General features: G+C 52.6%; 22 protein-coding genes. 16 read left to right on the top strand and 6 right to left on the bottom strand.

The genetic code is table 11. The features are described from left to right. The first annotated feature begins 105 nt into the window (after nucleotides 1-105). From THS27_RS06280 to THS27_RS06245, 8 genes are all read left to right on the top strand, one after another. Entirely contained in the window at nucleotides 106-3186 is a 3081-nt protein-coding gene (locus tag THS27_RS06280) for a hypothetical protein (RefSeq protein WP_085589004.1), read from the top strand. 192 nt (nucleotides 3187-3378) lie between these two features. Beyond that, nucleotides 3379-3780: a DUF805 domain-containing protein gene (locus THS27_RS06275; RefSeq protein ID WP_085589002.1), complete on the top strand. Its 402-nt coding sequence runs from the start codon at nucleotides 3379-3381 to the stop codon at nucleotides 3778-3780. A 224-nt stretch (nucleotides 3781-4004) separates the two neighbouring features. Then, a complete protein-coding gene (gene groES, locus THS27_RS06270; protein ID WP_085589000.1) occupies nucleotides 4005-4292 on the top strand; it encodes a co-chaperone GroES in 288 nt (95 codons plus the stop codon). Nucleotides 4293-4354: 62 nt separating this feature from the next. Then, complete coding sequence (gene groL, locus THS27_RS06265) at nucleotides 4355-6010, top strand: chaperonin GroEL (protein ID WP_085588998.1); 1656 nt, start codon at nucleotides 4355-4357, stop codon at nucleotides 6008-6010. A gap of 162 nt (nucleotides 6011-6172) precedes the next feature. Then, nucleotides 6173-6502 (top strand): winged helix-turn-helix domain-containing protein, encoded by a 330-nt coding sequence (locus THS27_RS06260; protein WP_085588996.1) that lies wholly within the window; start codon nucleotides 6173-6175, stop codon nucleotides 6500-6502. Next, the gene (locus THS27_RS06255) at nucleotides 6495-6713 is read left to right on the top strand and encodes a hypothetical protein (protein WP_085588994.1); all 219 of its coding nucleotides are present in this window, start codon (nucleotides 6495-6497) and stop codon (nucleotides 6711-6713) included. The genes THS27_RS06260 and THS27_RS06255 overlap by 8 nt, the downstream gene beginning before the upstream one ends. Next, the gene (locus tag THS27_RS06250; protein ID WP_085588992.1) at nucleotides 6713-7012 is read left to right on the top strand and encodes a DUF3817 domain-containing protein; all 300 of its coding nucleotides are present in this window, start codon (nucleotides 6713-6715) and stop codon (nucleotides 7010-7012) included. The genes THS27_RS06255 and THS27_RS06250 overlap by 1 nt, the downstream gene beginning before the upstream one ends. Next, on the top strand, nucleotides 7012-7407 hold the full coding sequence (locus tag THS27_RS06245) for a CopD family protein (RefSeq protein WP_085588990.1): 396 nt from the start codon (nucleotides 7012-7014) through the stop codon (nucleotides 7405-7407). The genes THS27_RS06250 and THS27_RS06245 overlap by 1 nt, the downstream gene beginning before the upstream one ends. Before the next feature lie 107 nt (nucleotides 7408-7514). On the opposite strand, the gene THS27_RS06240 is transcribed toward THS27_RS06245, so the two are convergent. Next, a complete protein-coding gene (locus THS27_RS06240) occupies nucleotides 7515-8609 on the bottom strand; it encodes an NADH:flavin oxidoreductase/NADH oxidase (RefSeq protein ID WP_085588988.1) in 1095 nt (364 codons plus the stop codon). A gap of 273 nt (nucleotides 8610-8882) precedes the next feature. On the opposite strand from THS27_RS06240, the gene THS27_RS06235 reads away from it, so the two are divergent. Then, entirely contained in the window at nucleotides 8883-9398 is a 516-nt protein-coding gene (locus THS27_RS06235; RefSeq protein WP_085588986.1) for an Hsp20/alpha crystallin family protein, read from the top strand. 104 nt (nucleotides 9399-9502) lie between these two features. Here THS27_RS06235 and THS27_RS06230 read toward each other — a convergent pair whose 3' ends face one another. Next, entirely contained in the window at nucleotides 9503-10603 is a 1101-nt protein-coding gene (locus THS27_RS06230; RefSeq protein WP_085588984.1) for a PLP-dependent cysteine synthase family protein, read from the bottom strand. Nucleotides 10604-10792: 189 nt separating this feature from the next. On the opposite strand from THS27_RS06230, the gene fliN reads away from it, so the two are divergent. The 4 genes from fliN (at nucleotide 10793) to THS27_RS06205 (ending at nucleotide 17777) form a co-directional block, all read left to right on the top strand. After that, nucleotides 10793-11095 (top strand): flagellar motor switch protein FliN, encoded by a 303-nt coding sequence (gene fliN / locus THS27_RS06225; RefSeq protein WP_085589182.1) that lies wholly within the window; start codon nucleotides 10793-10795, stop codon nucleotides 11093-11095. Between the two features lie 566 nt (nucleotides 11096-11661). Next, entirely contained in the window at nucleotides 11662-14022 is a 2361-nt protein-coding gene (locus THS27_RS06220; protein ID WP_085588982.1) for a glucose/quinate/shikimate family membrane-bound PQQ-dependent dehydrogenase, read from the top strand. Nucleotides 14023-14855: 833 nt separating this feature from the next. Beyond that, a complete protein-coding gene (locus THS27_RS06210) occupies nucleotides 14856-16724 on the top strand; it encodes a ribonucleoside-diphosphate reductase subunit alpha (RefSeq protein ID WP_168184835.1) in 1869 nt (622 codons plus the stop codon). A 24-nt stretch (nucleotides 16725-16748) separates the two neighbouring features. Continuing rightward, entirely contained in the window at nucleotides 16749-17777 is a 1029-nt protein-coding gene (locus tag THS27_RS06205) for a ribonucleotide-diphosphate reductase subunit beta (RefSeq protein WP_085588976.1), read from the top strand. Nucleotides 17778-17934: 157 nt separating this feature from the next. Here the strand turns inward: THS27_RS06205 and THS27_RS06200 are convergent, their stop codons facing one another. From THS27_RS06200 to THS27_RS06190, 3 genes are all read right to left on the bottom strand, one after another. Then, a complete protein-coding gene (locus tag THS27_RS06200) occupies nucleotides 17935-18708 on the bottom strand; it encodes a tetratricopeptide repeat protein (protein ID WP_085588974.1) in 774 nt (257 codons plus the stop codon). 18 nt (nucleotides 18709-18726) lie between these two features. Then, nucleotides 18727-19080 (bottom strand): DUF2794 domain-containing protein, encoded by a 354-nt coding sequence (locus THS27_RS06195; RefSeq protein ID WP_085588972.1) that lies wholly within the window; start codon nucleotides 19078-19080, stop codon nucleotides 18727-18729. Between the two features lie 198 nt (nucleotides 19081-19278). Then, a complete protein-coding gene (locus THS27_RS06190; RefSeq protein WP_085588970.1) occupies nucleotides 19279-19737 on the bottom strand; it encodes a hypothetical protein in 459 nt (152 codons plus the stop codon). Between the two features lie 487 nt (nucleotides 19738-20224). On the opposite strand from THS27_RS06190, the gene THS27_RS06185 reads away from it, so the two are divergent. The 3 genes from THS27_RS06185 to der all read left to right on the top strand — a co-directional run bounded on the left by THS27_RS06185 (nucleotide 20225) and on the right by der (nucleotide 23975). Continuing rightward, nucleotides 20225-20875 (top strand): tetratricopeptide repeat protein, encoded by a 651-nt coding sequence (locus THS27_RS06185; RefSeq protein WP_085589180.1) that lies wholly within the window; start codon nucleotides 20225-20227, stop codon nucleotides 20873-20875. A 52-nt stretch (nucleotides 20876-20927) separates the two neighbouring features. Continuing rightward, complete coding sequence (locus THS27_RS06180) at nucleotides 20928-22277, top strand: PQQ-binding-like beta-propeller repeat protein (protein ID WP_085588968.1); 1350 nt, start codon at nucleotides 20928-20930, stop codon at nucleotides 22275-22277. A 114-nt stretch (nucleotides 22278-22391) separates the two neighbouring features. Continuing rightward, complete coding sequence (gene der / locus THS27_RS06175) at nucleotides 22392-23975, top strand: ribosome biogenesis GTPase Der (RefSeq protein ID WP_085588967.1); 1584 nt, start codon at nucleotides 22392-22394, stop codon at nucleotides 23973-23975. A 289-nt stretch (nucleotides 23976-24264) separates the two neighbouring features. Here the strand turns inward: der and THS27_RS06170 are convergent, their stop codons facing one another. After that, a complete protein-coding gene (locus THS27_RS06170) occupies nucleotides 24265-25302 on the bottom strand; it encodes an aldo/keto reductase (protein WP_085588965.1) in 1038 nt (345 codons plus the stop codon). Nucleotides 25303-25342: the final 40 nt, after the last annotated feature.

Below are 25342 nucleotides of genomic sequence, written 5' to 3'. Positions count from 1 at the left end.
TTTCAAATTTATCAATTATAGGTTGATGGTAATTTTACCGGCCCTTACACTTTTTAATGGAGCTGGCTGGCAGGGGTGCCGCCGGGGACAGGGAGAGAGAGGGCCATGTCATATTGGGGAAGGCTGCGGGCCATTGTGCTTGCGGGGATGGCAAGTTGTGTTGCCACAGTTGCCATCGCACAAACATGTGAAACAGCATTGCGCGATACACCAATGGTGCCAACGGATCTGGCACTGTGCCAGTCATTAAGTGATACGGTGCGCCATCCCGGTGCGTTGCCGTTAAACGAATATGAAGCGGCATTATCGCAATTTTTTAATAACTGGTGTCATCGTGATACCCAATCGGGCTGGGTGCGTGACAAATATGTGCGCGATACCGGCCCTTATACGGCGGCGCGTGTCGCCGGGCAAAAAGGTGCCCCGTGGGACGGCACCTATCACGGTACGCATTCGCCGGTCGTGATCTGGTATTCGCCCGATATGGTGTCGTGGCTGGAGAAAAACCGGCCCACTGGCAAACCCCACCCTGATCCGCAACAAGCCATTCCCGATGGTGCGATTATGGTGAAGGAAATGTATCCTGAACCAGCATCGGCCTGTGCGAAATATGACCCGGACCATCTGTTTCCAACCAGCGGTGCCGCAATTATGGTGCGTGATGCCCAAGGGTCCAAAGATGGCTGGTTTTGGGGCTGGTATGGCTGGCCCGGTGAAGGCTGGGTACCTGATTGGCCCGCAAGTGCCAGCAATGGTCCTCCCAATATGGGGTTTGGGCAATATTGCGTAAATTGCCATGGGTCCGCCCATGATCTGACTTTCGCTGAAGAACGCAATTTACAAGGCCATCCTGGCCAGCCCGAAGTATTTTTATCGCAGGACTTTTTTGCCAATCAGTATCTTGGTGGGGCGGCATCGCTAACCGCAACCACGGCCCGGACAACAATGGCGACCGGCACCACCCAGATGGCGGCAACCGCCCCCGACGATTTGGGCGATGATATTCATGCGTTGCGCGCACATATGGAAAAAAAGCCGGTGCCCCATGGGCAGCCACGTATCAAGCCGCTGGAAGATTTGCTGGCCTTTGTCGCCAGGGCCGACCGGTTTGGCGCCGTGCCCGAGCATGGCTTTATCATGCCATCGCAAACCTATGACAATGTGTGGATGCCTGCGGCCGGGCCGTCGCCCGAAAGCCAGTATTTAACCAGCGATCAATGCACAGGCTGCCACGATGCGGGCAGTACCGGGTTGCAGTTTGATATGACAATGCCCGACCCGCAAAGCGACAAGCTGCTAAACCTGTCGCCTTATGCAACATGGCGGTCCTCGCCAATGGGCCTTGCCGGGCGGGACCCGATTTTCTTTGCCCAGATGGCCAGTGAAACCCAGACCTTTCATCATGATCAGGCTGATCTGGTGCAAACCACCTGTCTTGGTTGCCATGGTATTTTGGGCCAGCGGCAGTTCCAGATTGATCATGCGGCCGTGAATGACGGCGATTGCGGTGTATTTGAGCGCGATATTGTTAATGCGGTGCCTTATCCGCCGGGCAATCCGACGGCTTCCCATGCATCCTATGGGGCGCTGGCGCGTGACGGTATTTCGTGCATGTCCTGCCACCAGATGGTACTGGGCAAGGACGCCACCGAAAAATATGCCGATGACCCGCAAAATGCCTGTGTGTTGAAACGTCAGAAACAGCTAAACGCGCAAAATACCGGTTTTGGCAAAACCTTTACCGGCAGTTTTCTGGTGGGGCCTGCGGGCAAGTTGTTTGGGCCATTTGACAAACCCAAAACCCACCCGATGGATTATACATTGGGGATAAAACCTGAAAAAGGTGATGTCATTTCCACATCGGAAATGTGTGGCACCTGCCACACCGTACATTTGCCGGTATTGCATGAAGGCAAAACCATTGCCCATGTTTATGAACAAACGACCTATGCCGAATGGGCATTCAGTTCGTATCGTACTGGCACCACAATTGACGGGCCATTGCCCGGCGGGGCAGGGGATATGCCGCAAACCTGCCAGGATTGCCACATGCCATCACGCGATGCCGGCGGCGAGTTCAAAAGCAAAATCGCCAGCATTCAGGAATATTCAAACTTTCCGGCGGCGGCCAATACCTTTGACCCCAAAGACATCGACCTTGAACCCCGCGAAGGTTTTGCCCGCCATACGCTGGTGGGGTTGAACCTGTTTTTGGTCAAAATGTTCCAGCAGTTCCCAGATATTATGGGGGTTCCAACCGCCGATCCGATGATGAATTCAAAAAAGGCGATTGATCCGCTGGAATTTACGGCACGTGCCATTACCGAACAGGCGGAAAATGACACCGTTACCATCAGCCTTGCTGATGACCCGGTGATTGCCGATGGCAAACTTAGCGCATCGGTTAAAATCGCCAGCCATACCGGGCATAAATTTCCATCCGGGGTCGGGTTTCGGCGTGCGTTTGTTCAGTTTGAAGTGCTGGATGCCAAAGACAAGGTATTGTGGGCATCAGGCCGGGTGAACAAAGCCGGTGTTCTGGTCGATCAACATGACAAACCGCTAAAAGGCGAGCTGTGGTGGGATGATAAATGTACCCACCGGATCGAGCCGGAAAAACGCCTGCATCAGCCCCATTTCGAGGTGATCACGTCGCAGGACCAAACCCAGATTTATCAGGAACTGGTCAGCACGCCTCCTTTGGATGGCTCGCAGTTTTCCTGTGGTCATAATGTGCGCCCGCAAGGGGAATTGACCACCAGTTTTCTGTCAATCTGTGCTGAGGTAAAAGATAACCGCCTGCCACCACCGGGTTATCTGGCGCTGGAACAGCGCGAAGCGATTTCAAAGGTGCTGGGTGCTGGAAGCGAACTTGCCGAGGATGCTGGCTTTACTGCGGTTGGGACCGACCCGGATTATTTGGGACCAACCCAAAGCGGGGGCGATAGCTTGCGTTATGAAGTGAAGCTGGCCGATATTCACGGCAAACCGGCCAAGGTGCAGGCCCGGCTTTATTATCAGGCAACGCCGCCATTTTACCTGCAAGACCGTTTTTGTACGGCCAAGGGTGACGATACTGATCGGCTGGCCTATCTGGCGCAGTATCTGAACCTTGATGATACGGCTGCAGAAAACTGGGCCTTGAAACTGGTGGATACCGGCAAGGTGGAGATTGCCCGCCAGTAAACCGGATGTGAAAAGCATGACAGGGAACCGGTGCTGCATTTACAGCATCGGTTCCCTGCTGTTTATGAAAGGTGCAAGATAAAAATTATTTAAATCATGCATATAGGCCGCGAAAGCGGTTTTCAATCTGTGGGTGGTGGCCTAAAACAGGGGCTGGATGGTTAGGTTTGGAAGCTGGACAGGGCAGGTGAAATGAAATTTGGCGAAGCAATCCGCTCAGGATTTCACAATTACTTCAATTTTCGAGATCGTGCCTCGCGGTCTGCTTTTTGGTGGTGGCAACTATTTGTTCTGTCGGTTTCTATTGTGTTGTCGATTATCGATGGGCAATTTTTTGGCAATCACCGCGATATCGGTTTTCTCGAGGGTATTTTTAACCTGATCACGTTTTTCCCCGGTTTGGCGGTATCTGTGCGCCGCCTGCATGATACTGATCGTTCCGGCTGGTGGGTGCTGATCAGTCTTGTGCCATTGATTGGACTTATTATCCTGATTGTTTGGTGGTGCAAGCCAACCCAGTTGGGCCCAAACCGGTTTGGGCCAATGCCCTATGATTATTTTCGTCAGGACAATGACGGGGATGTTGTTTTTTAAGGGCAGCGCGCCGGGGGCGGAGAGGTTTCAGGGGCCGTTACGGTGCTTTTGGAAACCGGCGGAAAATATGACTTTTTTGCGACTTGCTCCATTGGGCTATTGACAATTTTCGACCGTTACCTTACTTGCTGTTAGCACTCACTTGGGGTGAGTGCTAACGTGGGCTCATCCCGGTTAGTGTTTTAAACAATCGAGCCCTAGATTTTTACACGGAGTTGTCGAAAATGAAGTTCCGTCCGTTACATGATCGTGTACTGGTACGTCGTGTCGAATCCGACCAGAAGACTGCTGGTGGCATCATTATTCCCGATACCGCAAAAGAAAAGCCGCAGGAAGGCGAAGTTATCGCTGTTGGCACCGGTATCCGCAAAGACGACGGCTCGCTCGTCGCGCTTGACGTTAAAGCTGGCGACAAGGTTCTGTTCGGCAAATGGTCGGGCACCGAAGTCAAGGTTGATGGCGAAGAGCTGCTGATCATGAAAGAATCCGACATTATGGGTATTCTGGCCTAAATCAGCCCATTTGGGTGATTTTGGTTTGATGTTCATCCGTCTCATAGAGAGGAAAGAATAGAATGGCTAAAGAAGTAAAATTTTCGACAGAAGCACGTGCAAAAATGCTGCGCGGCGTAGACATCCTTGCTGATGCTGTCAAAGTGACCCTCGGCCCGAAAGGCCGTAACGTTGTTATCGAAAAATCCTTTGGCGCACCGCGCGTCACCAAGGACGGCGTTTCTGTTGCCAAGGAAATCGAACTTTCAGACAAGTTCGAAAACATGGGCGCACAGATGCTGCGTGAAGTTGCCTCGAAAACTGCCGACATGGCAGGCGATGGCACCACGACTGCAACCGTTCTGGCACAGGCCATCGTTCGTGAAGGCAACAAATCTGTTGCTGCCGGCATGAACCCGATGGACCTTAAGCGCGGTATCGATCTGGCGTCGGCCAAAGTGATCGAAGCCATCCAGGCCCGTGCACGCAAGGTTTCGGGTAAAGACGAAATCGCACAGGTTGGTAACATTTCGGCTAACGGTGACCGTGAAGTTGGCGATATGATCGCTGAAGCCATGGAAAAAGTTGGCAACGAAGGTGTTATCACCGTCGAAGAAGCCAAAGGCCTGCACACTGAACTCGACGTTGTCGAAGGCATGCAGTTTGACCGTGGTTACCTGTCGCCCTATTTCGTAACCAACCCTGAAAAGATGGTTGCTGAACTGGACGCACCTTACGTCCTGCTGTTCGACAAAAAGGTTTCCTCGCTCCAGCCGATGCTGCCGCTTCTCGAAGCTGTTGTTCAGTCCGGCAAGCCGCTTCTGATCATTGCAGAAGACGTTGAAGGCGAAGCCCTGGCAACCCTGGTTGTCAACAAGCTGCGTGGCGGCCTGAAAATTGCTGCTGTTAAAGCTCCGGGCTTTGGTGATCGTCGTAAAGCCATGCTTGAAGACATCGCCATCCTGACCGGTGGCCAGGTTGTTTCCGAAGATCTCGGTATCAAGCTTGAAAGCGTTACGCTTGACATGCTTGGCACCGCGAAATCGATCACCATCACCAAAGAAGAAACCACCATCGTTGATGGTGCCGGTGAGAAAGCACAGATCGAAGCCCGCGTTGGCCAGATCCGTGCGCAGATCGAAGAAACCACCTCTGATTACGATCGCGAAAAACTGCAGGAACGTCTGGCGAAACTCGCTGGCGGTGTTGCTGTGATCAAGATCGGTGGGGCTTCGGAAATCGAAGTTAAAGAACGTAAAGACCGCGTTGACGATGCCCTGCATGCAACCCGTGCAGCTGTTGAAGAAGGCATTGTTGCTGGTGGTGGTACGGCTCTGCTGTACGCAACCCGCGCGCTTGAAGGTCTTGAAGGTGCAAACCACGACCAGACCATCGGTGTCGACATCGTTCGTCGTGCGCTTCAGGCTCCGGTTCGTCAGATCGCGCAGAATGCCGGTGTTGACGGTGCTGTTGTTGCTGGCAAGCTGCTCGAACAGGATGACGTCGAATTTGGTTTCGACGCCCAGAAAGGCGAATACACCAACCTCGTTAAAGCTGGCATCATCGATCCGGCCAAGGTTGTTCGTACCGCCCTTCAGGATGCCGCATCGGTTGCTGGTCTGCTGATCACCACCGAATGCATGATCGCTGAAAAGCCGGAAGACAAGTCTTCAGGCGGCGGCGCACCCGACATGGGTGGCATGGGCGGTATGGGTGGCATGGGCGGTATGGGCTTCTAAGCCAAACCAACCAAGCGACCTTACAGTTAGGAAGGGGGCCTCGCAGCAATGCGGGGCCCTTTTTCGTTGTGTGAGGCAAAACGAGCGTCGGATTGAAAATTCGATATTGCGTAAGAAAAAAATTACATGTAAATTTTTGGTTACGTAAAAGGACGATACCGAATGAATGATGCCGAAAAAATGCTGCTGCAACTACAAGCACTTTCCCATCCGGTGCGGTTGTGGATTGTGGCAGCCTTGACGCGTGAGAGGGCCTTATATGTAAGCCATCTTGCGCGGGAGGCCGGGATCAGCCGCCCCTTGATGAAAATGCATTTGCGCAAGCTGGAAAATGCGGGCCTGGTTGCCAGTGCAACCGGGCAGGCGGACAACGGCAAGATGGCGAATTTTTACCGGGTAACGTCCTTTAATTTGGCATTGTCGCCGGAAACAATTGCACAGGTCGGGCCGCTGCCCGAAACCTTGTCCGTCAGGGGAGACAGTAATGTCTGAAGCGCCACCCTTTGTGATGCTAACCATTTTAATGCTTGTGACTGTTTTGCTGATTTTTGCGATGAAATACGCAGCACAGGCCATGCGTGCGCGCAGTGATGCCGCGCAGGCAGCGCAAGCCAGTGCAGAGCTGATTGCGATACGCGATGAGTTAAAGGCGATGGACGGGCGTTTAACCCGGATTGAATCCCTGTTGCGCGAGGTGGAATAATGCCGGGGCGGATGTTGCGATTTGGGGCTATGGCCGAGGCCACCACATTGCTGGTGCTTGTGTTGATTGCCGTGCCGTTAAAATATGGTTTGGGGCTGGATAATGCCACCCGCATCATGGGTCCCGTACATGGCGTCGCCTTTTTGTTTTTTACCTGGTTGGTGATACGAGCTTATTTCGAGGGGCTGATTGACCAGCGCAATATTGCGCGATTGATGCTTGGGGCGGTGGTACCTTTCGGTGGTTTTGTGAATGAACGCTGGTTGCGGTCCCGCCTGATTGGACGAAGGGCATCTTGATGCTTTATCTGGTGATAAAATCTGCCCATTTGTTGGCGGTAATGACGTGGATTTCCGGAATGGTCGCGGTGGCGCTGTTTTTGATCCGGCCAAGCCCGGCTGCCATAAGTGCCTTTCGACAATGGGACCAATACGTAACCGCGCCAGCAATGCTGGTGGCGTGGGTTTTGGGGCTAACGCTTGCCTATATGGGGGGCTGGTTTGGGGATGCGTGGCTGTGGGCCAAACTGGTGCTGGTGGTTGTTCTTTCGGGGATGCATGGTGCGCTGGCGGGCCGCTTGCGGCGGGTAAGTGCGACGCGGGCTTTGCCCCGCCATGAGTCATATCGCTGGCTGGGGCTGATGTTTTGTGCGCTTGCCGGGGTCATTTTTCTGGTAATGGCCAAACCGTTCTAACGGATTGTTTCTGCCGGCAAAATTCCATGCCTTTTTGAATTTTACCGATCGTTGATCGCTCAACAAAGAATAAAGCCCGGTGGAATCCGTTTCCCCCGGGCTTTAATTTAGACAAACAGTTTTTTATATGCGCGCGGCTGGCAGCGCAAATACTGGTTTGGTGCCTTGACCGAGGCACCAAGGGTGGCTGCCGCATGCCACGGCCAGCGCGGGTCATAAAGAATGCCGCGGGCGAGGGCGATGGCGTCAGCCTGGCCGGTGCCAATGATGGCTTCGGCTTGTTCTGCTTCGGTTATCAGGCCAACGGCGATGGTGGTAAGTCCGGTTTGGGCCTTGATGCGGTCGGCAAAGGGAACCTGATAATTCGGGCCAACCGGAATTTGCTGTGCAGCATGAAGCCCGCCAGATGAAACATGGATAAAGTCGCAACCACGTTCCTTAAAAGCCTGTGCCAGAACCAGACTTTGTTCAAGGTCCCAGCCGCCTTCTACCCAGTCGCTGGCGGAAATGCGAATGCCAACCGGTTTATCGGCGCTAAATTCGGCACGGACGGCATCGTAAATTTCCAGCGCAAAGCGCATGCGATTTTCGAGGCTGCCACCATATTCGTCGGTACGCTGATTTGACAACGGCGACAGGAACTGGTGGATCAGATAGCCATGTGCGCCGTGCAGTTCGATTGCGTCAATACCCAGCCGATCCGCCCGTTTTGCCCCATCGGCAAAGCGTGTAATGATTTCGGCAATACGCTCCTTGCTCAGGGCTTCGGGCACGGGGTTGCCATCAAGAAACGGAATGGCAGAGGGGGCTGAAACCTGCCAGCCATTTTCATCATTCGGGGCAATGGCATGGCCGCCATCCCAGGGTTTGGCCGTGCTGGCCTTGCGCCCGGCATGGCCTAGTTGAATGCCAATTGGCATGTCAGAATTGGCACGGACGGCTTTTAAGGTGCGCGCCAGGGCCTGTTCCGTTTCGTCGTTCCACAGGCCAAGGTCGGCATAGGTGATGCGGCCTTCGGGTTCAACGGCTGTTGCCTCAAGGATCAGCAGGCTTGCTCCCGACAGGGAAAGGTTGCCCAGATGGATGGTATGCCAATCGGTCGCTTTGCCATTGTCGGCAGAATACTGGCACATTGGCGCGATGATGATACGGTTATTAAGCGCCAGCTTGCCCAGGGCAAGCGGGGTGAAAAGTTGACTCATGGGATTTTGGTCCAGTTCAAAGGTGGGGGCACGACATGTGGCGTGCCTGCATATGGTATGATCCTAGCGTTGGGGCGCGCCAATTGCCAATGTGAATTGTGCAACGCGGAACAGATGCCAAAAAATTCAAAAAAAATGTGTCACGCCCTTGCGGCTGTCTAAAGGCGTATTATCTTCTGGTTTGAAAGGGCCATGGTGGCCTTGATCGCGCAAAGGTTGCAGCCTCGCTGGACCAAAAAGCGCAAGAATGCTCGTCTTGTATGGAGAGTTATTATGACCGGTTTTTCACATGTAAACGGTGCTTCCCGTCGTATTGCCAATGTTCCGGCATTTGGTGATCCCTTTGGTGTGTTTTCGCGCGATATTGACCGTGTTTTAGGGTCGTTCCTTGGCCGCGGTGCGTTACGCCCGACACAGGCGCAAGGGGATGCAGAAGCAACCGATACTACCAAAACCCTTAATCCCCGCATCGATGTTCATGAAAGTGACGACGCAATTGAATTAAGCGCCGAGCTTCCCGGTGTTGAACAGGATGATGTGGATGTTTCCGTTCTTGAAGGTGTTTTAACCGTCAAGGGCGAAAAGAAGTCGACCCGCGAAAGTAATGAAGGTGCCCGTGTTGTCGAGCGCAGCTATGGCAGCTTTACCCGGTCGTTCCGCCTGCCTGAAAATGTTGATGCCGATAATATTTCGGCCACATTCAAGAATGGCGTTCTGACGCTTTCACTGCCAAAAGTTGTGGAGCAAAAGCCGGAGCCACGCAAGATTTCGGTCGCGGGCGCACAATAGAAAATTGATGATGGCATCATAACGAAACGGGCGGGGTTTTCCCCGCCCGTTTTTGTTTGTGTGGTATTGTCGGCTGATCGCTTTGGAAATGCAGGTGGCCGGTTTTATGCGCTGTGCCGGTCCAGTTTCACATCAAAAATGCCAGTCTGGTCGAACTTTTCCAGGGCCGCGTGCCAAGGGGCAAGATCAATGCCCTGATCGGCAATCCATTGCGGATTATAATAGGTGTCGCTATAGCGATCACCGCTGTCGCACAGCAATGTTACAACCGATCCACTTTCGCCAGCCTGTTTCATTTCACTGATCAAAGCCAGTGTTGCGATCAGATTGGTGCCGGTTGACCCCCCGCAGCGACGCCCGAGATGTTTTTCCAGATAATGCAGTGCTGCAAAGCTGCCTGCATCGGGAATGCGCATCATGTGATCAACAACGGTAGGGTTAAAGCTGGGTTCAACACGGGGGCGACCAATGCCCTCGACCCGGGAACCACATGTGCCGGTAATGCTGTAATCGCCTGTGGCATAGGCATCGTAAAATACCGAATTTTCAGGGTCGGCCACGCATAGTTCGCAACCGTTAGCCAGAACCTTGCCATAACGAATAAAGCGGCCAATGGTTGACGATGTTCCACCCGTACCTGCCCCGACAACGATCCAGCGTGGGGTGGGGTGGGGTTCGCGGCCCAACTGTTCAAAAATGCTTTCGGCAATATTGTTGTTGCCGCGCCAGTCGGTCGCGCGTTCGGCATAGGTGAACTGGTCCATGTAATGGCCGTTTAGTTCGCGCGCCAGACGGTGGGATTCGTCGTAAATCATGCTGCCATTATCAACGAGATGGCATTCACCACCATAAAAGGTGATTTTTGCAATTTTTTGCGGCGACGTGGTTTTAGGCATGACAGCGATAAAGCGCAGGCCGAGCAGGCGGGCAAAATAAGCCTCGGAAACGGCGGTAGAGCCGCTGGATGCCTCGATAATCGGGGTGTTTTTTGTGATCCAGCCATTACACAGGCCATATAGAAACAACGAACGGGCGAGGCGGTGCTTCAGGCTGCCGCTGGGATGGGTGCTTTCATCTTTCAGATACAGCCCAATATCGCCCAGTTGCGGCAGATCCAGCTGGATCAGGTGCGTGTCGGCGGAGCGGGTGAAGTCGGCTTCGATCCGGGCGATGGCATCGGCCACCCATTGGCGATCCTGCGGCATGGTTATCCTGTATCTTTTATAAAGGGCTGTGTGCTGGCAACTGTATGGGGTTCCGTTTAGTGCAAAATTATACAAAAATCCACCGTAGTTTTGAAAACTGTTTGCTAACCAAATCTTCAGCGCTAGGGTATAATATTAATGCAATCGGTATTCTTTACGCGCCCAGATTTTCAGGAATGGTTTTCAGACATGGCCGATAACGACAAAGACCATTACGAAAAACGCCACGGCGAAAGCGAAATTGGCGCGGCATATGATATTCCGGTGCGGGTTTCGACCGTGATCGGGAAAAGCCAGATTCAGGTTGCGCAATTGATGCGGCTGACACGCGGTGCTGTATTGGAACTTGACCGCAAGGTTGGCGAGCCGGTGGATATTTATGTTAATAACCGGCTGGTCGCCCGTGGCGAGCTTGTGGTTGTTGACGACCGGCTTGGTGTAACCATTACCGAAGTGATCAAATCGGGCATGGTTATTGAAACTCACCATTAAACGCCCTGATCTGGCCTGCTTCTGGCGGGATGTTTTGCCTGCGGTTTTTCACCCTCCCTTATGTTTCATCCCGTTTGGTCAGGGTTAATGTCTCTGTGTCGCGGGTTGTTGCTTTGAGGTGGCGCCTATATTGCGTTTACTGATCCGCTTTGCGGCACTGTGTCGTGTCTGTGGTGGCATTAAGGGGCGGATGTGAAAATGATGTGTTCTTTGTGGAACCTGATGCCCGGGTTCGCGTTTTACATTAAATGAATTCCACATTTCATCTGTTACGGGTGGTGTTCGGCCTTTTGGGTTGGGTGCTGGCGTGATTGTGCTGGCTTTCGGCCGAAGGGATAACAGGCCCGAAACGTTCCGGTCAGGGCATGAAAGCGTAACAGACGGTGTGGCCGGATATGATTTTGCAGTGGCTGATCATGGCCGGAAACCTCGATTTGCGCGGTATATTGGCCTTCGGATGCGTTTTTTCTGATCTTGTTTGATCTTAAAGGTGCTGTCTGACGGTCTGTCTTCATGGACGGATAAACAATATGCCGTGTGTTCGCAAAACGAAATGGAACAGATAGATGGTTAATCTGCTGAGCGTTGTCGTCTTTGCGCTGATTGGTCTTGCACTTGCTGCTGGCGGTGTGTGGCTAATGGCGTTGGGCGGCAGCTGGTATTATGCCATTGCTGGCGCTGTCTTTTTGATCGCCGCATGGCTGTTGCACCGTCGTAAACCGGTTGTCCTATGGTTTTACGCAGCCTTTCTGATTGCAAGTCTTGCCTGGGCTTTGTGGGAAGTTGGCTTCGACTGGTGGCAGCTTGCACCGCGCGGGGGTATTCCCGTGTTGTTGGGCTTGTGGTTATTAACGCCATGGGTGCGGCGTGGCCTTGGTCATGGCAGTCACAGCACCGGTCGTGACGGAAAAACACAGTATCCCGGCGGTATTGGTTTAAGCATGGCAGTGGTGATTACCGTTGTTGTTGCCGTTGGTTCCATGGTCAATGATCCCAATGCCGTTACCGGCCGTTTAAACGACAAGGTCGTGACGCAGAACCCGGATATGGGCAATTCCATCCCTGATGGGGACTGGCACCAATATGGCCGAACCCAGTATGGGCAACGTTATTCGCCATTAAGCCAGATTACGGCAAAAAATGTTGATCAACTGACGGAAGCATGGCGTTACGAAACCGGTGATGTTCGTCAGTCCAGCGATGTGCCGGAAACCACCTATCAGGTAACCCCGTTAAAAGTTGGCGATTCCCTGTATTTATGCACGCCGCACAGTTGGGCCATTGCCATTGATGCGAAAACCGGTAAGGAAAAATGGAAGTTTGACCCCAAGGTGGGGGCAAATACCGACCGTCAGCATCAAACCTGCCGGGGTGTAACCTATTATGCTGACCCGCAAGCCAAAACAGGTGACCATTGTGCCGAGCGGGTTTACCTGCCGACATCTGACGCTCGCCTGATTGCACTTGATGCCAAAGACGGCAGTGTGTGCGACAGCTTTGCCGAAAATGGTACGCTGCACCTTGAACAGAAAATGCCGCATAATCCGTCGGGTTATTATTATTCGACATCGCCCCCGGTTGCCGTTGACGGCAAAATTATTATTGGGGGGGCGGTAAACGATAACTATTCAACACAGGAACAGTCGGGCGTTATTCGTGCCTTTGACATTCATAGTGGTGAATTGTTGTGGAATTGGGATTCCGGCAATCCGACCGAAACCGAGCCGTTGGCGGAAGGTGAAACCTACACCACCAATTCCCCTAATAGCTGGTCGGTTTTTTCGGTCGATGAAAAGCTGGGCATGGTTTATATCCCGCTGGGAAACCAGGTGCCTGATCAGTTGGGAATGAACCGCAGCGAGAATGTCGAGAAATATTCGTCTTCCATCGTTGCGCTAAATATCGAGACCGGCAAGGTTCAATGGGTCCGTCAGACGGTTCACCATGATTTGTGGGATATGGATGTTCCTGCGCAGCCTGTTTTGACCAATATTTCCGATGAAATGGGCAATGAAACGCCGGCCTTGGTCGGTGCAACCAAACAGGGTGATATCTATGTGCTCGATCGTCGCACCGGCGAACCCCTGATCAATGTCCGCGAAGTTGCCGCACCGGGCGGCACCATTCCCGAAGATCATAGTGCGCCGACCCAGCCGGTATCGGATTTAACCTTTATGCCCGAAAAGCTGACGGGCAAGGATATGTGGGGCATAACGCTGTTTGATCAGCTGGCCTGCCGCATTGAATTTCATCAGTTGAAATATGAAGGTCGCTATACCCCGCCATCCTTGCAGGGATCGCTGATTTACCCTGGTAATTTTGGCACTTTTAACTGGGGTAGTGTTGCGGTTGATCCGAAACGCCAGGTGATGTTTGGGATGCCGACTTATCTGGCATTTACATCCAAACTGATCCCGCGCGACGAAGTGCCGCCGCAGGGTTCCAAAAAAGCCAGTGAAATGGGCATTAATCAGAATACCGGCGCTCCTTATGCCGTAAGCATGGGGCCGTTCCTGTCGCCGATTAAGGTGCCGTGTCAGGCGCCGCCCTGGGGCTATGTCGCCGGGGCCGATTTACGCACCGGTGATATCGCCTATAAGCATAAAAATGGTACGGTCTACGATATGACACCGCTGCCGTTGCCAATTAAACTGGGGGTTCCCGGTATTGGCGGGCCGATTATCACCGCTGGTGGCGTTGCTTTCCTTGGGGCCGCCGTGGATGACTATTTCCGCGCCTATGACCTGACAACGGGCAAGCAGATTTGGGAGGCACGGTTGCCTGCAGGTGGCCAGTCCACCCCGATGACCTATACTACCGATGATGGCACGCAATATGTTGTGATTGTTGCCGGTGGTCATGGTTCCGTTGGCACCAAACCGGGCGATTATGTAATGGCCTATAAACTGCCAGATCAAAGCCGGTAAACCGGCAAAAGGGTAAGGCGCCATATGATGACCTGTTTTAAAGGGTCTATTATATGGCGTTGCCTGTTGGCAGATTTTTTAAAAAGCTCCCTTTACGGGGGCTTTTTTTGGAAGGTGGGTGTAAAGTTTTCTTTACGTTATGGTGATGGATCTGACTGCAAAAAAATAATATCGGGTTAAATTTTTGCACGTTGGCAGAACTGCGACGCCGACGCCGACGGGGGCGGTCGCGGGCCGAGTTGGCCGCATTGATTGATGTGTTACGCCAAACTGTAAATGCGAGCGAAAAGCAGTGTTATGATCCTGGTTTGCCGCTGGCTTTTAAAATGGGCCGTATTTTTGATTGTCGAATCGAAGATGTTTTTTGCAACAACGATTGACAGGTTTGGTCCGGCTTTATCCCTTTGGTTGCGAGCTTTGGCCTTTTTCGTTGAGCTACGTGTACGAAACAGGGCCGTCGATTTTTTGATGTTTTTCTTGACCGTTCAAACGGCAGGGAACCAATCATCTGCGAATCACTGGTTATCCGGGCTTGTAACGGTTCTGATACAATCAATGGATAAAATTTTATCGCCAAACACCAGATATAGTGTTTTCAAACCTGTCTAGAACAGGCATAAACTTCCCTCATAAAGAAAATGGGACACGGGAACACACCCGTAAGACACAACCAGATCTGATATCGGAACATGGCATCTGCGGCATTGGCTGGCGGATACAGGCTTGTTTTGTGCGCAGTTCAAGGCAGTGCGGTGTGGCCCGTCGCGATTGGTTTTAGCGACGTATCGGCGATGGGCCGGTGAACGTCCAGTTTGAAGGATAGCAGCATGAAAATGCTAGATGTCGTGCAGCATGAAAAAGGCGCGCGGGTTATTGTTGACCGTACCCGTGATGACTTGCTGACTGATTTTGGCAAAGCGGTTCTTACCGACCGTTACTTGATGCCCGGTGAAAGCTATCAGGACCTGTTTGCCCGGGTTGCCAGCTATTATGGCGACAATGCCGATCACGCCCAGCGCATTTACGACTATATGTCCAAACACTGGTTTATGCCGGCAACGCCGATCCTGTCAAACGGGGGCACCACGCGTGGTTTGCCTATTTCGTGCTTTTTGAACGAAGCTGACGATAACCTGTCTGGCATTGTTGATTTGTGGACCGAAAATGTCTGGCTGGCAGCGCGCGGCGGTGGCATTGGGTCTTATTGGGGTAATTTGCGCTCGATTGGTGAAAAAGTCGGTAAAAACGGCAAAACATCCGGGGTCGTGCCGTTTATCCGCGTGATGGACAGCCTGACGCTGGCAATTAGCCAGGGGTCGCTGCGGCGCGGGTCTGCTGCGGTTTATTTGCCCGTCAGCCACCCGGAAATTGAAGAATTTTCCGAAATGCGCCGCCCGACCGGTGGCGACCCCAACCGTAAAACGCCCAACCTGCATCAGGGGGTGTCGGTATCGGATGCCTTTATGCGCGCGGTGGAAAATGACGAAGAATGGGCATTAACGTCGCCCAAGGACGGTCATGTGGTACGCAAGGTTAGTGCGCGGTCCCTGTGGATCCGTCTTCTGACGTCGCGGGTCGAAACCGGCGAACCCTATATGCTGTTTATCGATACGGTAAACCGGGCGGTGCCGCAGCATCACAAAATGGCGGGCCTGAGTGTCAAGACATCCAATCTGTGTGCGGAAATTACCCTGCCGACCGGGCGTGACCAGCACGGCGGCGACCGCACTGCAGTTTGCTGCCTGTCCTCGCTTAATCTGGAGCATTACCAGACCTGGAAGGAAGAACCGCAATTTATCGAAGACATTTTGCGCTTCCTTGATAACGTTCTGGAAGACTTTATTAAAAACGCCCCGGACAGCATGGCGCGCGCCAAATATTCGGCCATGCGCGAACGTTCTGTTGGCCTGGGGGTTATGGGGTTCCATTCCTTCCTGCAATCAATGGGCATTCCGCTTGAAGGTGTGATGAGCAAGGTTTGGAACAACCAGATTTTTGATCATGTGCAAAAGCATGCTGATGCGGCATCGGAAAAGCTGGCCGATGAACGTGGTTCGTGCCCGGATGCGGCCGAATATGGCATGAAGGCGCGTTTTTCCAATAAAACCGCCATTGCACCGACAGCATCAATTTCCATCATTTGCGGCGGCGCTTCGCCAGGGATCGAGCCGACAGCAGCCAATTCCTATACCCATAAAACCCTGTCGGGGTCTTTTAACGTGCGCAACAAATACCTTGCGCAGTTGCTCGAGGAAAAAGGCCAGAATAACGAACAGGTCTGGACCTCGATCACGGTGAATGAAGGCTCGGTTCAGCATCTGGACTTCCTGTCTGATCTGGAAAAGGATGTGTTTAAAACTGCTTTTGAAATTGATCAGCGCTGGTTGATCGAACTGGCAGGTGACCGTGCGCCGAAAATTGATCAGGCCCAGTCGCTTAACATCTTCCTGCCCTCGAACGTGCATAAGCGCGATTTGCACCAGATCCATTTTCAGGCATGGAAGAAAGGTGTCAAAAGCCTTTATTACTGCCGGTCGAAATCGATCCAGCGGGCTGAAGTCGTCGCGAATGTGCCGCGCAAGGAAAAAGTAGCCGATCTTGATATCGAAGCCGTACTGGCCGCTGCCCGTGCCGCAGGCAACGCTGTCGCCTCACAGGACAGCACCCAGACCGAATATGAAGAATGCCTGGCGTGCCAATAAGGCCCGGGCGGGAAAGAGATTGATATGACCGACGAAAAAACCATGGACCTTTTAACCGAAAACCCGGTTTACAAGCCGTTTCGCTACCCCTGGGCTTATGAAGCATGGTTAACCCAGCAGCAAATTCACTGGTTGCCTGAAGAAGTGCCGTTGGCCGACGATGTGAAAGACTGGAATCATACGATTACCGATGCAGAACGGAACCTGTTAACCCAGATTTTCCGTTTTTTCACCCAGTCCGATATCGAGGTGAATAACTGCTATATGCGTCACTACACCCGGGTGTTTAAACCCACCGAAGTGCAGATGATGCTGGCGGCCTTTTCCAACATGGAAACCATCCATGTCGCGGCCTATTCGCATTTGCTTGATACCATCGGCATGCCCGAAACCGAATATGAGGCCTTCTTTCAGTATAAGGAAATGAAGGACAAATACGATTATATGCAGATTTGGGGTATTGACGCCGAAGATGAATATATCGATGAACGCGGGGATTTGCGCCTGACCGAAGACGGGATGCGCAAAATGGCAAAAACCCTGGCGGTATTTGGTGCTTTCACCGAAGGTTTGCAGCTGTTTGCGTCTTTCGCGATGTTAATGAACTTCCCGCGCTTTAACAAAATGAAGGGCATGGGGCAGATCGTGACATGGTCGGTGCGCGATGAAAGCCTGCATTGCGAAAGCGTTATTCGCCTGTTTAAAACCTTTACCCGCGAAAACCCGCAAATCTGGGACGATGCAATGCGGGCCGATTTGCTGGAAGCCTGCGAAACCATTGTGGTGCATGAAGATGCCTTTATCGATCTTGCGTTCGAGGCAGGCGCGGTCGAGGGCTTAACGCCGAAGGATATCAAGCTGTATATCCGCTATATTGCTGATCGCCGTTTGACCCAGTTGGGGCTGGACCCGATTTATCACATTGAAAACAATCCGCTGCCGTGGATGGATGCGATGTTAAACGCGGTCGAGCATACCAATTTCTTTGAAAACCGGGCCACCGAATATTCAAAGGCTGCAACCCGTGGCACCTGGGGCGAGGCATTTGACTGATTTGGTCGATGTCCACCTGTTCGCCGTAATATGATGAAGGCCGCCCGGTTTGGGGCGGCCTTTTATTTTATGTAGTATTATTCGGGGTTGAATGTCGTATCGCTACGTATGGCATAGGGCCTTGAAGATATCGCAGGCTAAAATGTTTTGAACGTGACTAGCGAATTGCCGTACCCAGCCGGTCCTCGACATGGCGTATTTCTTCGGGGCGCAATTTTTGTTCAAGCTGGGCAATGGCTTTGCCAGGGTCGGCCTCCAGCTCGGTGCCAGGCGGGGTATTGATCGGCTTTAGGGCTGACAGGCGCAGCCAGTAATAGGCCTCTGCCAGGTCCGGGTCCACGCCCCAGCCACGTTCATACATGGCCCCGATCATATATTGCCCGGCGGGCAGGCCTGCTTGCGCCGCCTTTAGGTAATAGTGTGCAGCATCGACATAGTTTTGCATGGCGCCCCGGCCATGCATATATTGTTCACCCAGTAAAAAGGCGGCATCGGCGTTTTTGCCATTGGCAATAAAGGCCCGTTTTAAAAAATCGGTGGCTTTGAACTGGTCATAGTTTACCCCCCAACCGTTTAAATATAGCAGACCCATGTAATAAAGGGCATTGGGGTGGTTGGCACGTGCCGCAACCGAAAACCATTTTGCCGCATTCTCGTAATCCTCGCCACCCAGTTTGCCGCGGTAATAAAGCAGGCCAAGCGCATAGGCCGCCCGTGGGTCGGTTGATGCGGCATCCTGCCATTCCTGTTGGGCATTACGGAAATTCCCGGCTTTGTAGGCGAGATATCCTGCCTTGTAATCGGCATGGGCATTTTGGGAAAAGCCAAGGCATAACACCACGAGCAACGGCGCTGCCAACACTATGGTGCTGCGGGTTTTACCCGAAAGGCGGGACGGGCGGGTAAGGGGAAACAGGCAATTTTGCAACATTGATCAGACCGGTTGGAGTTAGCGGTTTTTAAACAGCGGAACAACCTTGCGGGCACGTTTTTCGATGGCCTCAAGGACGGTTTCAAGTTGCGAACTTTGTTTGATTTTCACGCCGCTATGAAGGGCAAGATATTGACCGGCATTTTTCTGGTCTGGCGGAAGTTTGATGACAGCAAATAATGGATTTTCATGGGTGGCGCGAAACATGGAAAACATTGCCATGCCGTCAAGCTGGTCTATCGCGTAGTCGCGCCAAGCCCCACCGGCGACTTGTCTGGAATAGATATTCATCAATTTTTGTAGTTCAGCCCGATTGAAGTGAACAAATGTTTTGCTTTTACGATATTGCACCAGATTAAGAAGTGTTCCCATGCCGGGCTCCGGGCTGTGGAAATGGCTGATTGTCATCTAACATTTACAATCGACCAATACGGTAGCGCGGATCTGGCAGCCTCTCAAGTCGCAATGGCAGGTTTTCAGGCAAATTTCTGCCAGCCACCTGATAGAGTCAGATGTGACTTTGGGATCATTCCAGAAAGGCGCACTGCAAAATTGTGCAGGGGCTATGGGCTACAGGCTTCGGCCACGGGTTGGCGGCCAGTCGATGGTGCGTTTGCCTGTGCTATAGGGGTCGGGGGTCGCATAGCAGGTTACAGCGGCAAGTGTGCGGTAACAATAAAGTGGGGGTTCGGGGATCGGGTCTGTCTTGCAATAGGGTTCACCCATGCTTGATCGTACGGTTGAACAATCGCGACCGGTCGACATTGATACAATGTGATCAACGATGGTTTTATCGGTATTAATGATCGAGACGACATCAAGGGCGATATACCACTGGGTTGCTGTCAAAAGTTCTGTGCCGGTGGCGCTTGCAACCGTATTATCCAGGCTCGAGCAACCGCCAAGCCCGGCAAAAAGGGTAACTAACCCGCATGCAGCGACGATGGGGCGACAATAACGCGTCACCGAGCTTAACGCACTTTTTTGCCGGGTTTGTGGCCGGGCAGAGGGGGTATATATGCCGGTCATGCGGTTTATCCCTTTGCAAACCGGCCAAATTTGCCGGGTTACGGTTGTTATGGTCTGATCCCCAAGATCTTCTATTTCGATAAAGCAAGTTTTATGCCGGTTAAACCGTTATATCCAGCAAGGCCTTTATTGTGGCAGCCGCTTGCCCGTCTTGTGACTGCTTTGTACCTGTGGTTTCGAAGGACGGGCGATATATTATGTATCTTATATCGGTGTCAGGAGTCCTGCTTGCGACGGGGTGCTTTGCTTTGATGGGGGGCAGGCGCGATATTGCGGATGCAGGGTGAAAATTTTGCCGGGATGGGTGTGTTTTACCGGCCAAATCGGATGAATAAGCCGAAATTGGCGTGTGGTGCGTTTAAAATGCACCCGAATCACGCAGCACCCTTGACCCCTTGGGTCGTGGCGCGTTAAATCCTTGCCGTTATTTTATTCTGACGGGCGGGCATGTGGCCCGCTTTATTTTGATCGAATTGGAGCGGGTTTCGTGGTCGATATTTTCCAGGAAGTCGAAGAAGACCTTAAGCGCGAGCGCACTGAGCGCCTGTGGCGCAAATATGGTAAGGTCGTCATCGCAGTGGCTGCCGTTGTTGTTCTTGGCGTGGCAGGCCGTGAAGGCTGGAAAAGTTATGAACATTCCACCCGTCTTGAAAACGGTACGCGTTTTGCCAACGCGCTGGAACTGGTGAATGCCGGCCCGGATAAAAGCCAGGCCGCCCTTGATGCGTTTGACACGATTATTGCCAAGGGCAATGACGGTTTTGTTGCGCTGGGCCATTTCCAGAAAGCCCGGATTTACCTAAGCCAGAATGACACTGAAAACGCCGTCAAGGAACTGGAAGCCATTGCGGCAGATAGTGATGTTGACAAGGTTTATCGTGATTTGGCCGTTGTGCAGATTGCCATGAATACCGGCAGTGCCGACAATGCCGATGCCTTGATCGCCCGCCTGAAGCCGATCGCGGTGCCGGAAAACCCGTGGTATCACTCGGCACGTGAAATGATGGCTGTTTTAAACATTGCTGCTGGTAAAACCGATGAAGCCAAATCGCTTTTGACTGAACTGGCCGATGACAAAACAGCACCGTCTGACATGCGCGGCCGTGCGAGCGAGCTTTTGAAGGCGATCAAGGCCTGATTGTCGATAAGGGGTGTCCTTTCAGGATGCCGTCGGGACAGGATTAAAGGATATGGTTTTGCAATTACACCGTCTGGACCGTTTAAAATCCGTTTTATGCGTATTGGGCTTCGCCGTTCTGGTTTCGGGTTGCTCAAGCTGGATGGGGGAATCTGAAGATCCGCCCTTGCCTGGCGAACGGCTGGCGGTTTTGTCGCTGCAAAGCACGCTGGTACCTGATCCCGGCCTGACCGATCAGAAAGTTGTTTTGCCACAGCCGCAGGTACAGGAAGACTGGACCCAGAATGGCGGTGTCCCCAGCCATTCATTGCAGCACCTGGCGTTTGACAACGAAACGATGACAAAACAGTGGTCCAGCAGCATTGGCACCGGGTCACTGGACGAAGACTTGTTGCTAAACCAGCCTGTCATTGCCAAGGGTGTTGTGTTTACCATTGATGCCGATGCCGAAGTGCGTGCCTTTAGTGCAAAAACCGGCAAGCAGATTTGGGATGTGGATATTGCCCCGGATCAGGAAGATGACAGTACCCTTCTGGGGTCTGGTCTGGCATATGCCGATGGCATGGTTTATGCCACCACCGGTTTTGCTGAAGTGGTTGCCATTGATGCCGCAAGTGCGGAAGTAAAGTGGCGCACCACCTTGACCGCTCCAATGCGTGCCGCCCCTACCGTTCGTGGTGGCCGGGTGTTTGTGATAACGGTCGATAACCAGACTGTTGCCCTGAATGCCTATAGTGGCGAAGTTTTGTGGAGCCATCGTGGTGCTAGCGAAGGTGCCACCTTTATTGGTGGTGCCAGCCCGGCAGTTGACCAGGGTGTGGTGATTTCAGCCTATAGCACCGGCGAACTTTACGCCCTTCGTGTTGAAAACGGCCAGGTTATCTGGTCCGATACCCTGGCGTCGGCCGGTCGGACAGATGCTGTTTCGGCTATTGCCGATATTCGGGGCTTGCCGGTGATTGATAATGACCTTGTCATTGCGACCAGTAATTCCGGTTTGACGGTCGCGATTGACCTTCGGACCGGTGTTCGTTTGTGGGAAGTGGAAGAAGGTGGTATCCAGTCTCCGTGGGTGGCCGGCAATTATGTATTCCTGCTATCGAATACTAACGACCTGATTGCCTTGCAGCGGCGCTCGGGACGGGTTAAATGGGTGTCAGCATTACCGCGTTATGTTGATCCGGAAGATCAAAGCGAAGCCATGGTATGGACCGGGCCGGTTTTGGCGGGTGACCGTTTGATCGTCGGGAACGAGCAAGGTGACGTTGAAACGATTTCGCCTTATGATGGAACAGTCATCGGGACCGATACGTTGCCAGGGCCGTTAACATTGCCGCCAATCGTTGCCGGAGATACATTGTATTTCCTTACGGCAAATGCGTCGCTGGTCGCCTATCGTTAAACGTCGATCAGAATAAGTTTTGAAGGGCTTTGCCTTTCCCTGTTTTTTGCGAGTGCGCCACCGATATATGTATCGTGGCGCACATCGCCGTTTTTATAAAGAGTCTGAAGTCAGATGACCTTGAAAGTTGCCATTATCGGTCGCCCGAATGTCGGGAAATCGACCCTGTTTAATCGCCTGGTGGGCAAGAAGCTAGCGCTTGTCGATGACCAGCCCGGCGTTACGCGTGATCGTCGATATGGCAAGGCACGGCTTGGCCATTTGACCTTTACCGTTATCGACACTGCCGGTCTTGAAGAAGCCTTTGACGGCTCGATCGAAGGCAAGATGCGCCAGCAAAGCGAGATCGCATTTGAAGATTGCGATGTTGCCCTGTTTTTAATTGATGCGCGCGCCGGTCTGTCACCGCTCGATAACCATTTTGCCGACTGGTTGCGTAAACGCAAAAAGCCGGTTCACGTTATTGCCAACAAGCATGAAGGCAGGGCGCAGGACCCGGGCTTGTACGAAGCCTATGGCCTTGGTCTGGGCGATGTGGCACCGATTTCGTCGGAACACGGCCAGGGCATGGAATTGCTGATCGATATTCTTTTGCCGTATTGGGAAGATGACCGCCAGAAAGAACGCGACGCCCGCAAGGCTGCCCGCGCTGATCTGGTGCGCAGCACCCCGACCGACGACGATAGCAACGACGATATCGAAAACGATGCGGACGCCGATTTCGGCCCTGATTTTGACGGCGATGACGACATTGATATCGACCTGGATAGCGACGATTTTCCGAACGGTTTGGGGGGAACCCTGAAGTCGGTTGAAGAAAACGGCGAATTTGACGAAGAAGACGACGAAGAAGATGCTGATGATTTGCCGCGGGACAAAGGCAAAATTCAGTTGGCGATTATTGGTCGTCCCAATGTTGGTAAATCAACCCTGATGAACCAGCTTTTGAATGAAAACCGTGTCATGACCGGGCCGCAGGCAGGCCTGACCCGCGATGCGATTGCGGTTGACTGGAACTTTAACGGTCGCGAGATCAGGCTGGTTGATACCGCCGGGATGCGCCGTAAAAAGAAAATCGATGATCGGGTCGAGAAACTGTCGGTCAGCGACACGTTGCGCGTTATTCGCTATGCACAAGTCGCGGTTTTAATGATTGATGCGACCAACACCATCGATAAACAGGACCTGACGATTGCACGTATGGTGCTTGAAGAAGGCCGTGCGTTGATCATCGGGGTGAATAAATGGGATCTGGTCGATGATAAATCGGCCTATATGAAGCATCTCAGTGATACGCTTGAAAGCTCGTTTGCACAGGCACGCGGTATTCCTGTCGTAACGCTTTCAGCCCTTACTGGGCGTGGTTCCGAACGGATCATGCCAACTGTTCTTGATATTTATGATATCTGGAGCCGCCGTATTCCGACATCCCAACTGAACCGCTGGCTTGAAGAAACAACCGAGCGTCATTTGCCGCCGGTGATCAGCGGCCGTCGTATTCGTCTGCGTTATATGACCCAGGCGAAATCGCGTCCGCCAAGTTTCTTTATTAACTGTTCCAAGGCCGCAGAATTACCGGAAAGCTATACCCGTTACCTGATTAACGGCTTGCGCGATGATTTTGACATGCCGGGCGTTCCGATCCGCATTTATTTGCGGAGCAGCGACAACCCGTTTGCCAAAAAGAAAAAGCGGTAATCGTTACATGTGAAAAAAGGGTCGTTTCATGAACGACCCTTTTTTATTTGTGTGTCTTGTCCTGAAATATGTTGTCATCCGGAGGGTGGACGCATGACACGCATCGATACAGAGGACTGAAGCAACCCCCACCACCGCCTTGATTGTAAACGGCATTTAACCACACCCGTTCGCCAGATATAGGCGCCATACGTTATTTAAAGAAAGCAGCAATCAAAATGGCGGCGCAACCATCAGCTGTTATGTTTGCTGGTGGCAGGGTGCAGGAGATTATCGTTGCCGTTTCTGTTTATGGAAATAATGGCGGGTTCAGTCGCGCGAAACCTTCCTGAATATGATAGGGATAATGCGGATAGGGTGGTTGGCATTTACTGACAGCATCTAGTTGTTCGATGTGATTTGCGCTTAATGCCCATCCTACCGCGCCAAGGTTGTCACGCAACTGTTGTTCATTGCGTGCGCCGATGATGACCGATGATACGGTTGGACGTTGCAATAACCAGTTAAGGGCAATTTGCGGCACAGATTTTCCGGTTTCTGCCGCGATTTGGTCCAGTACGTCGACAATGTCATAAAGGACATTCTCGTCAACCGGCGGGCCATATTGTGCGGTTTCATGCAAACGGCTGCCGGCTGGAACGGGCGTGCTACGCCGGATTTTACCGGTTAGTCGCCCCCAGCCAAGCGGGCTCCAGACGATGGCGCCAATCCCTTGATCCTGTGCCATTGGCATTAAATCCCATTCGTAATCCCGGCCTACCAGCGAATAATAAACCTGAAGGGCGACATGCCGGCCATAGCCCTGCGCCTGCGCAACTGCCTGTGATTTCATTATTTGCCAACTGGCGAAGTTTGAAACGCCGCTATAGCGGATTTTCCCTGCCTGCCTAAGGGTATCAAGTGTTTCCATGACTTCATCTACCGGTGTGTAGGCATCAAATGCATGAAGTTGCAAAAGATCGATATAGTCTGTGTTCAGCCGCTTTAACGCGGCCTCGGTCGCACCAATCAGGCGATGGCGTGACGTGCCATAGTCATTGGGGCCGTCGCCCATAGGCAGCGCCAGCTTGGTTGATATAATTGTTTTATCCCGGCGTCCTTTGATCGCCTCGCCCAGTATTTGTTCGGCGGCCCCGTTTGAATAAACATCGGCACTATCAAACATGTTCAGACCGGCATCCAGGCAGATATCGATCAAACGGGTCGCTTCGCGAACATCCGAGGAGCCCCAGGCGGAAAAAAGCGGTCCTTGCCCGCCAAAGGTGCCGGTACCAAAGCTGAGAGCGGGGATACGCAGGCCGGATTGGCCCAGTTGCCTGTATTCCATTGAAGTCTCCTGTCATAAAAATGTGATTGACGGGAATATG

Source organism: Thalassospira sp. MCCC 1A01428, assembly GCF_002115825.1.
Lineage (GTDB): Bacteria > Pseudomonadota > Alphaproteobacteria > Rhodospirillales > Thalassospiraceae > Thalassospira.
Note: the sequence above shows the minus strand (reverse complement) of the source record. Positions and strands in the feature narration are given on the sequence as shown.

What these genes read in the sequence shown, in the direction of transcription:
- fliN (WP_085589182.1), top strand. Translation starts at nt 10,793, where the DNA reads ATGGCCGATAACGACAAAGACCATTACGAAAAACGCCACGGCGAAAGC.
- THS27_RS06230 (WP_085588984.1), bottom strand. Translation starts at nt 10,603, where the DNA reads ATGCCGCAGGATCGCCAATGGGTGGCCGATGCCATCGCCCGGATCGAA.
- THS27_RS06260 (WP_085588996.1), top strand. Translation starts at nt 6,173, where the DNA reads ATGAATGATGCCGAAAAAATGCTGCTGCAACTACAAGCACTTTCCCAT.
- THS27_RS06250 (WP_085588992.1), top strand. Translation starts at nt 6,713, where the DNA reads ATGCCGGGGCGGATGTTGCGATTTGGGGCTATGGCCGAGGCCACCACA.
- THS27_RS06205 (WP_085588976.1), top strand. Translation starts at nt 16,749, where the DNA reads ATGACCGACGAAAAAACCATGGACCTTTTAACCGAAAACCCGGTTTAC.
- THS27_RS06275 (WP_085589002.1), top strand. Translation starts at nt 3,379, where the DNA reads ATGAAATTTGGCGAAGCAATCCGCTCAGGATTTCACAATTACTTCAAT.
- THS27_RS06200 (WP_085588974.1), bottom strand. Translation starts at nt 18,708, where the DNA reads ATGTTGCAAAATTGCCTGTTTCCCCTTACCCGCCCGTCCCGCCTTTCG.
- THS27_RS06170 (WP_085588965.1), bottom strand. Translation starts at nt 25,302, where the DNA reads ATGGAATACAGGCAACTGGGCCAATCCGGCCTGCGTATCCCCGCTCTC.
- THS27_RS06190 (WP_085588970.1), bottom strand. Translation starts at nt 19,737, where the DNA reads ATGACCGGCATATATACCCCCTCTGCCCGGCCACAAACCCGGCAAAAA.
- THS27_RS06280 (WP_085589004.1), top strand. Translation starts at nt 106, where the DNA reads ATGTCATATTGGGGAAGGCTGCGGGCCATTGTGCTTGCGGGGATGGCA.
- groES (WP_085589000.1), top strand. Translation starts at nt 4,005, where the DNA reads ATGAAGTTCCGTCCGTTACATGATCGTGTACTGGTACGTCGTGTCGAA.
- THS27_RS06240 (WP_085588988.1), bottom strand. Translation starts at nt 8,609, where the DNA reads ATGAGTCAACTTTTCACCCCGCTTGCCCTGGGCAAGCTGGCGCTTAAT.
- der (WP_085588967.1), top strand. Translation starts at nt 22,392, where the DNA reads ATGACCTTGAAAGTTGCCATTATCGGTCGCCCGAATGTCGGGAAATCG.
- groL (WP_085588998.1), top strand. Translation starts at nt 4,355, where the DNA reads ATGGCTAAAGAAGTAAAATTTTCGACAGAAGCACGTGCAAAAATGCTG.
- THS27_RS06220 (WP_085588982.1), top strand. Translation starts at nt 11,662, where the DNA reads ATGGTTAATCTGCTGAGCGTTGTCGTCTTTGCGCTGATTGGTCTTGCA.
- THS27_RS06210 (WP_168184835.1), top strand. Translation starts at nt 14,856, where the DNA reads ATGCTAGATGTCGTGCAGCATGAAAAAGGCGCGCGGGTTATTGTTGAC.
- THS27_RS06245 (WP_085588990.1), top strand. Translation starts at nt 7,012, where the DNA reads ATGCTTTATCTGGTGATAAAATCTGCCCATTTGTTGGCGGTAATGACG.
- THS27_RS06180 (WP_085588968.1), top strand. Translation starts at nt 20,928, where the DNA reads ATGGTTTTGCAATTACACCGTCTGGACCGTTTAAAATCCGTTTTATGC.
- THS27_RS06235 (WP_085588986.1), top strand. Translation starts at nt 8,883, where the DNA reads ATGACCGGTTTTTCACATGTAAACGGTGCTTCCCGTCGTATTGCCAAT.
- THS27_RS06255 (WP_085588994.1), top strand. Translation starts at nt 6,495, where the DNA reads ATGTCTGAAGCGCCACCCTTTGTGATGCTAACCATTTTAATGCTTGTG.
- THS27_RS06195 (WP_085588972.1), bottom strand. Translation starts at nt 19,080, where the DNA reads ATGGGAACACTTCTTAATCTGGTGCAATATCGTAAAAGCAAAACATTT.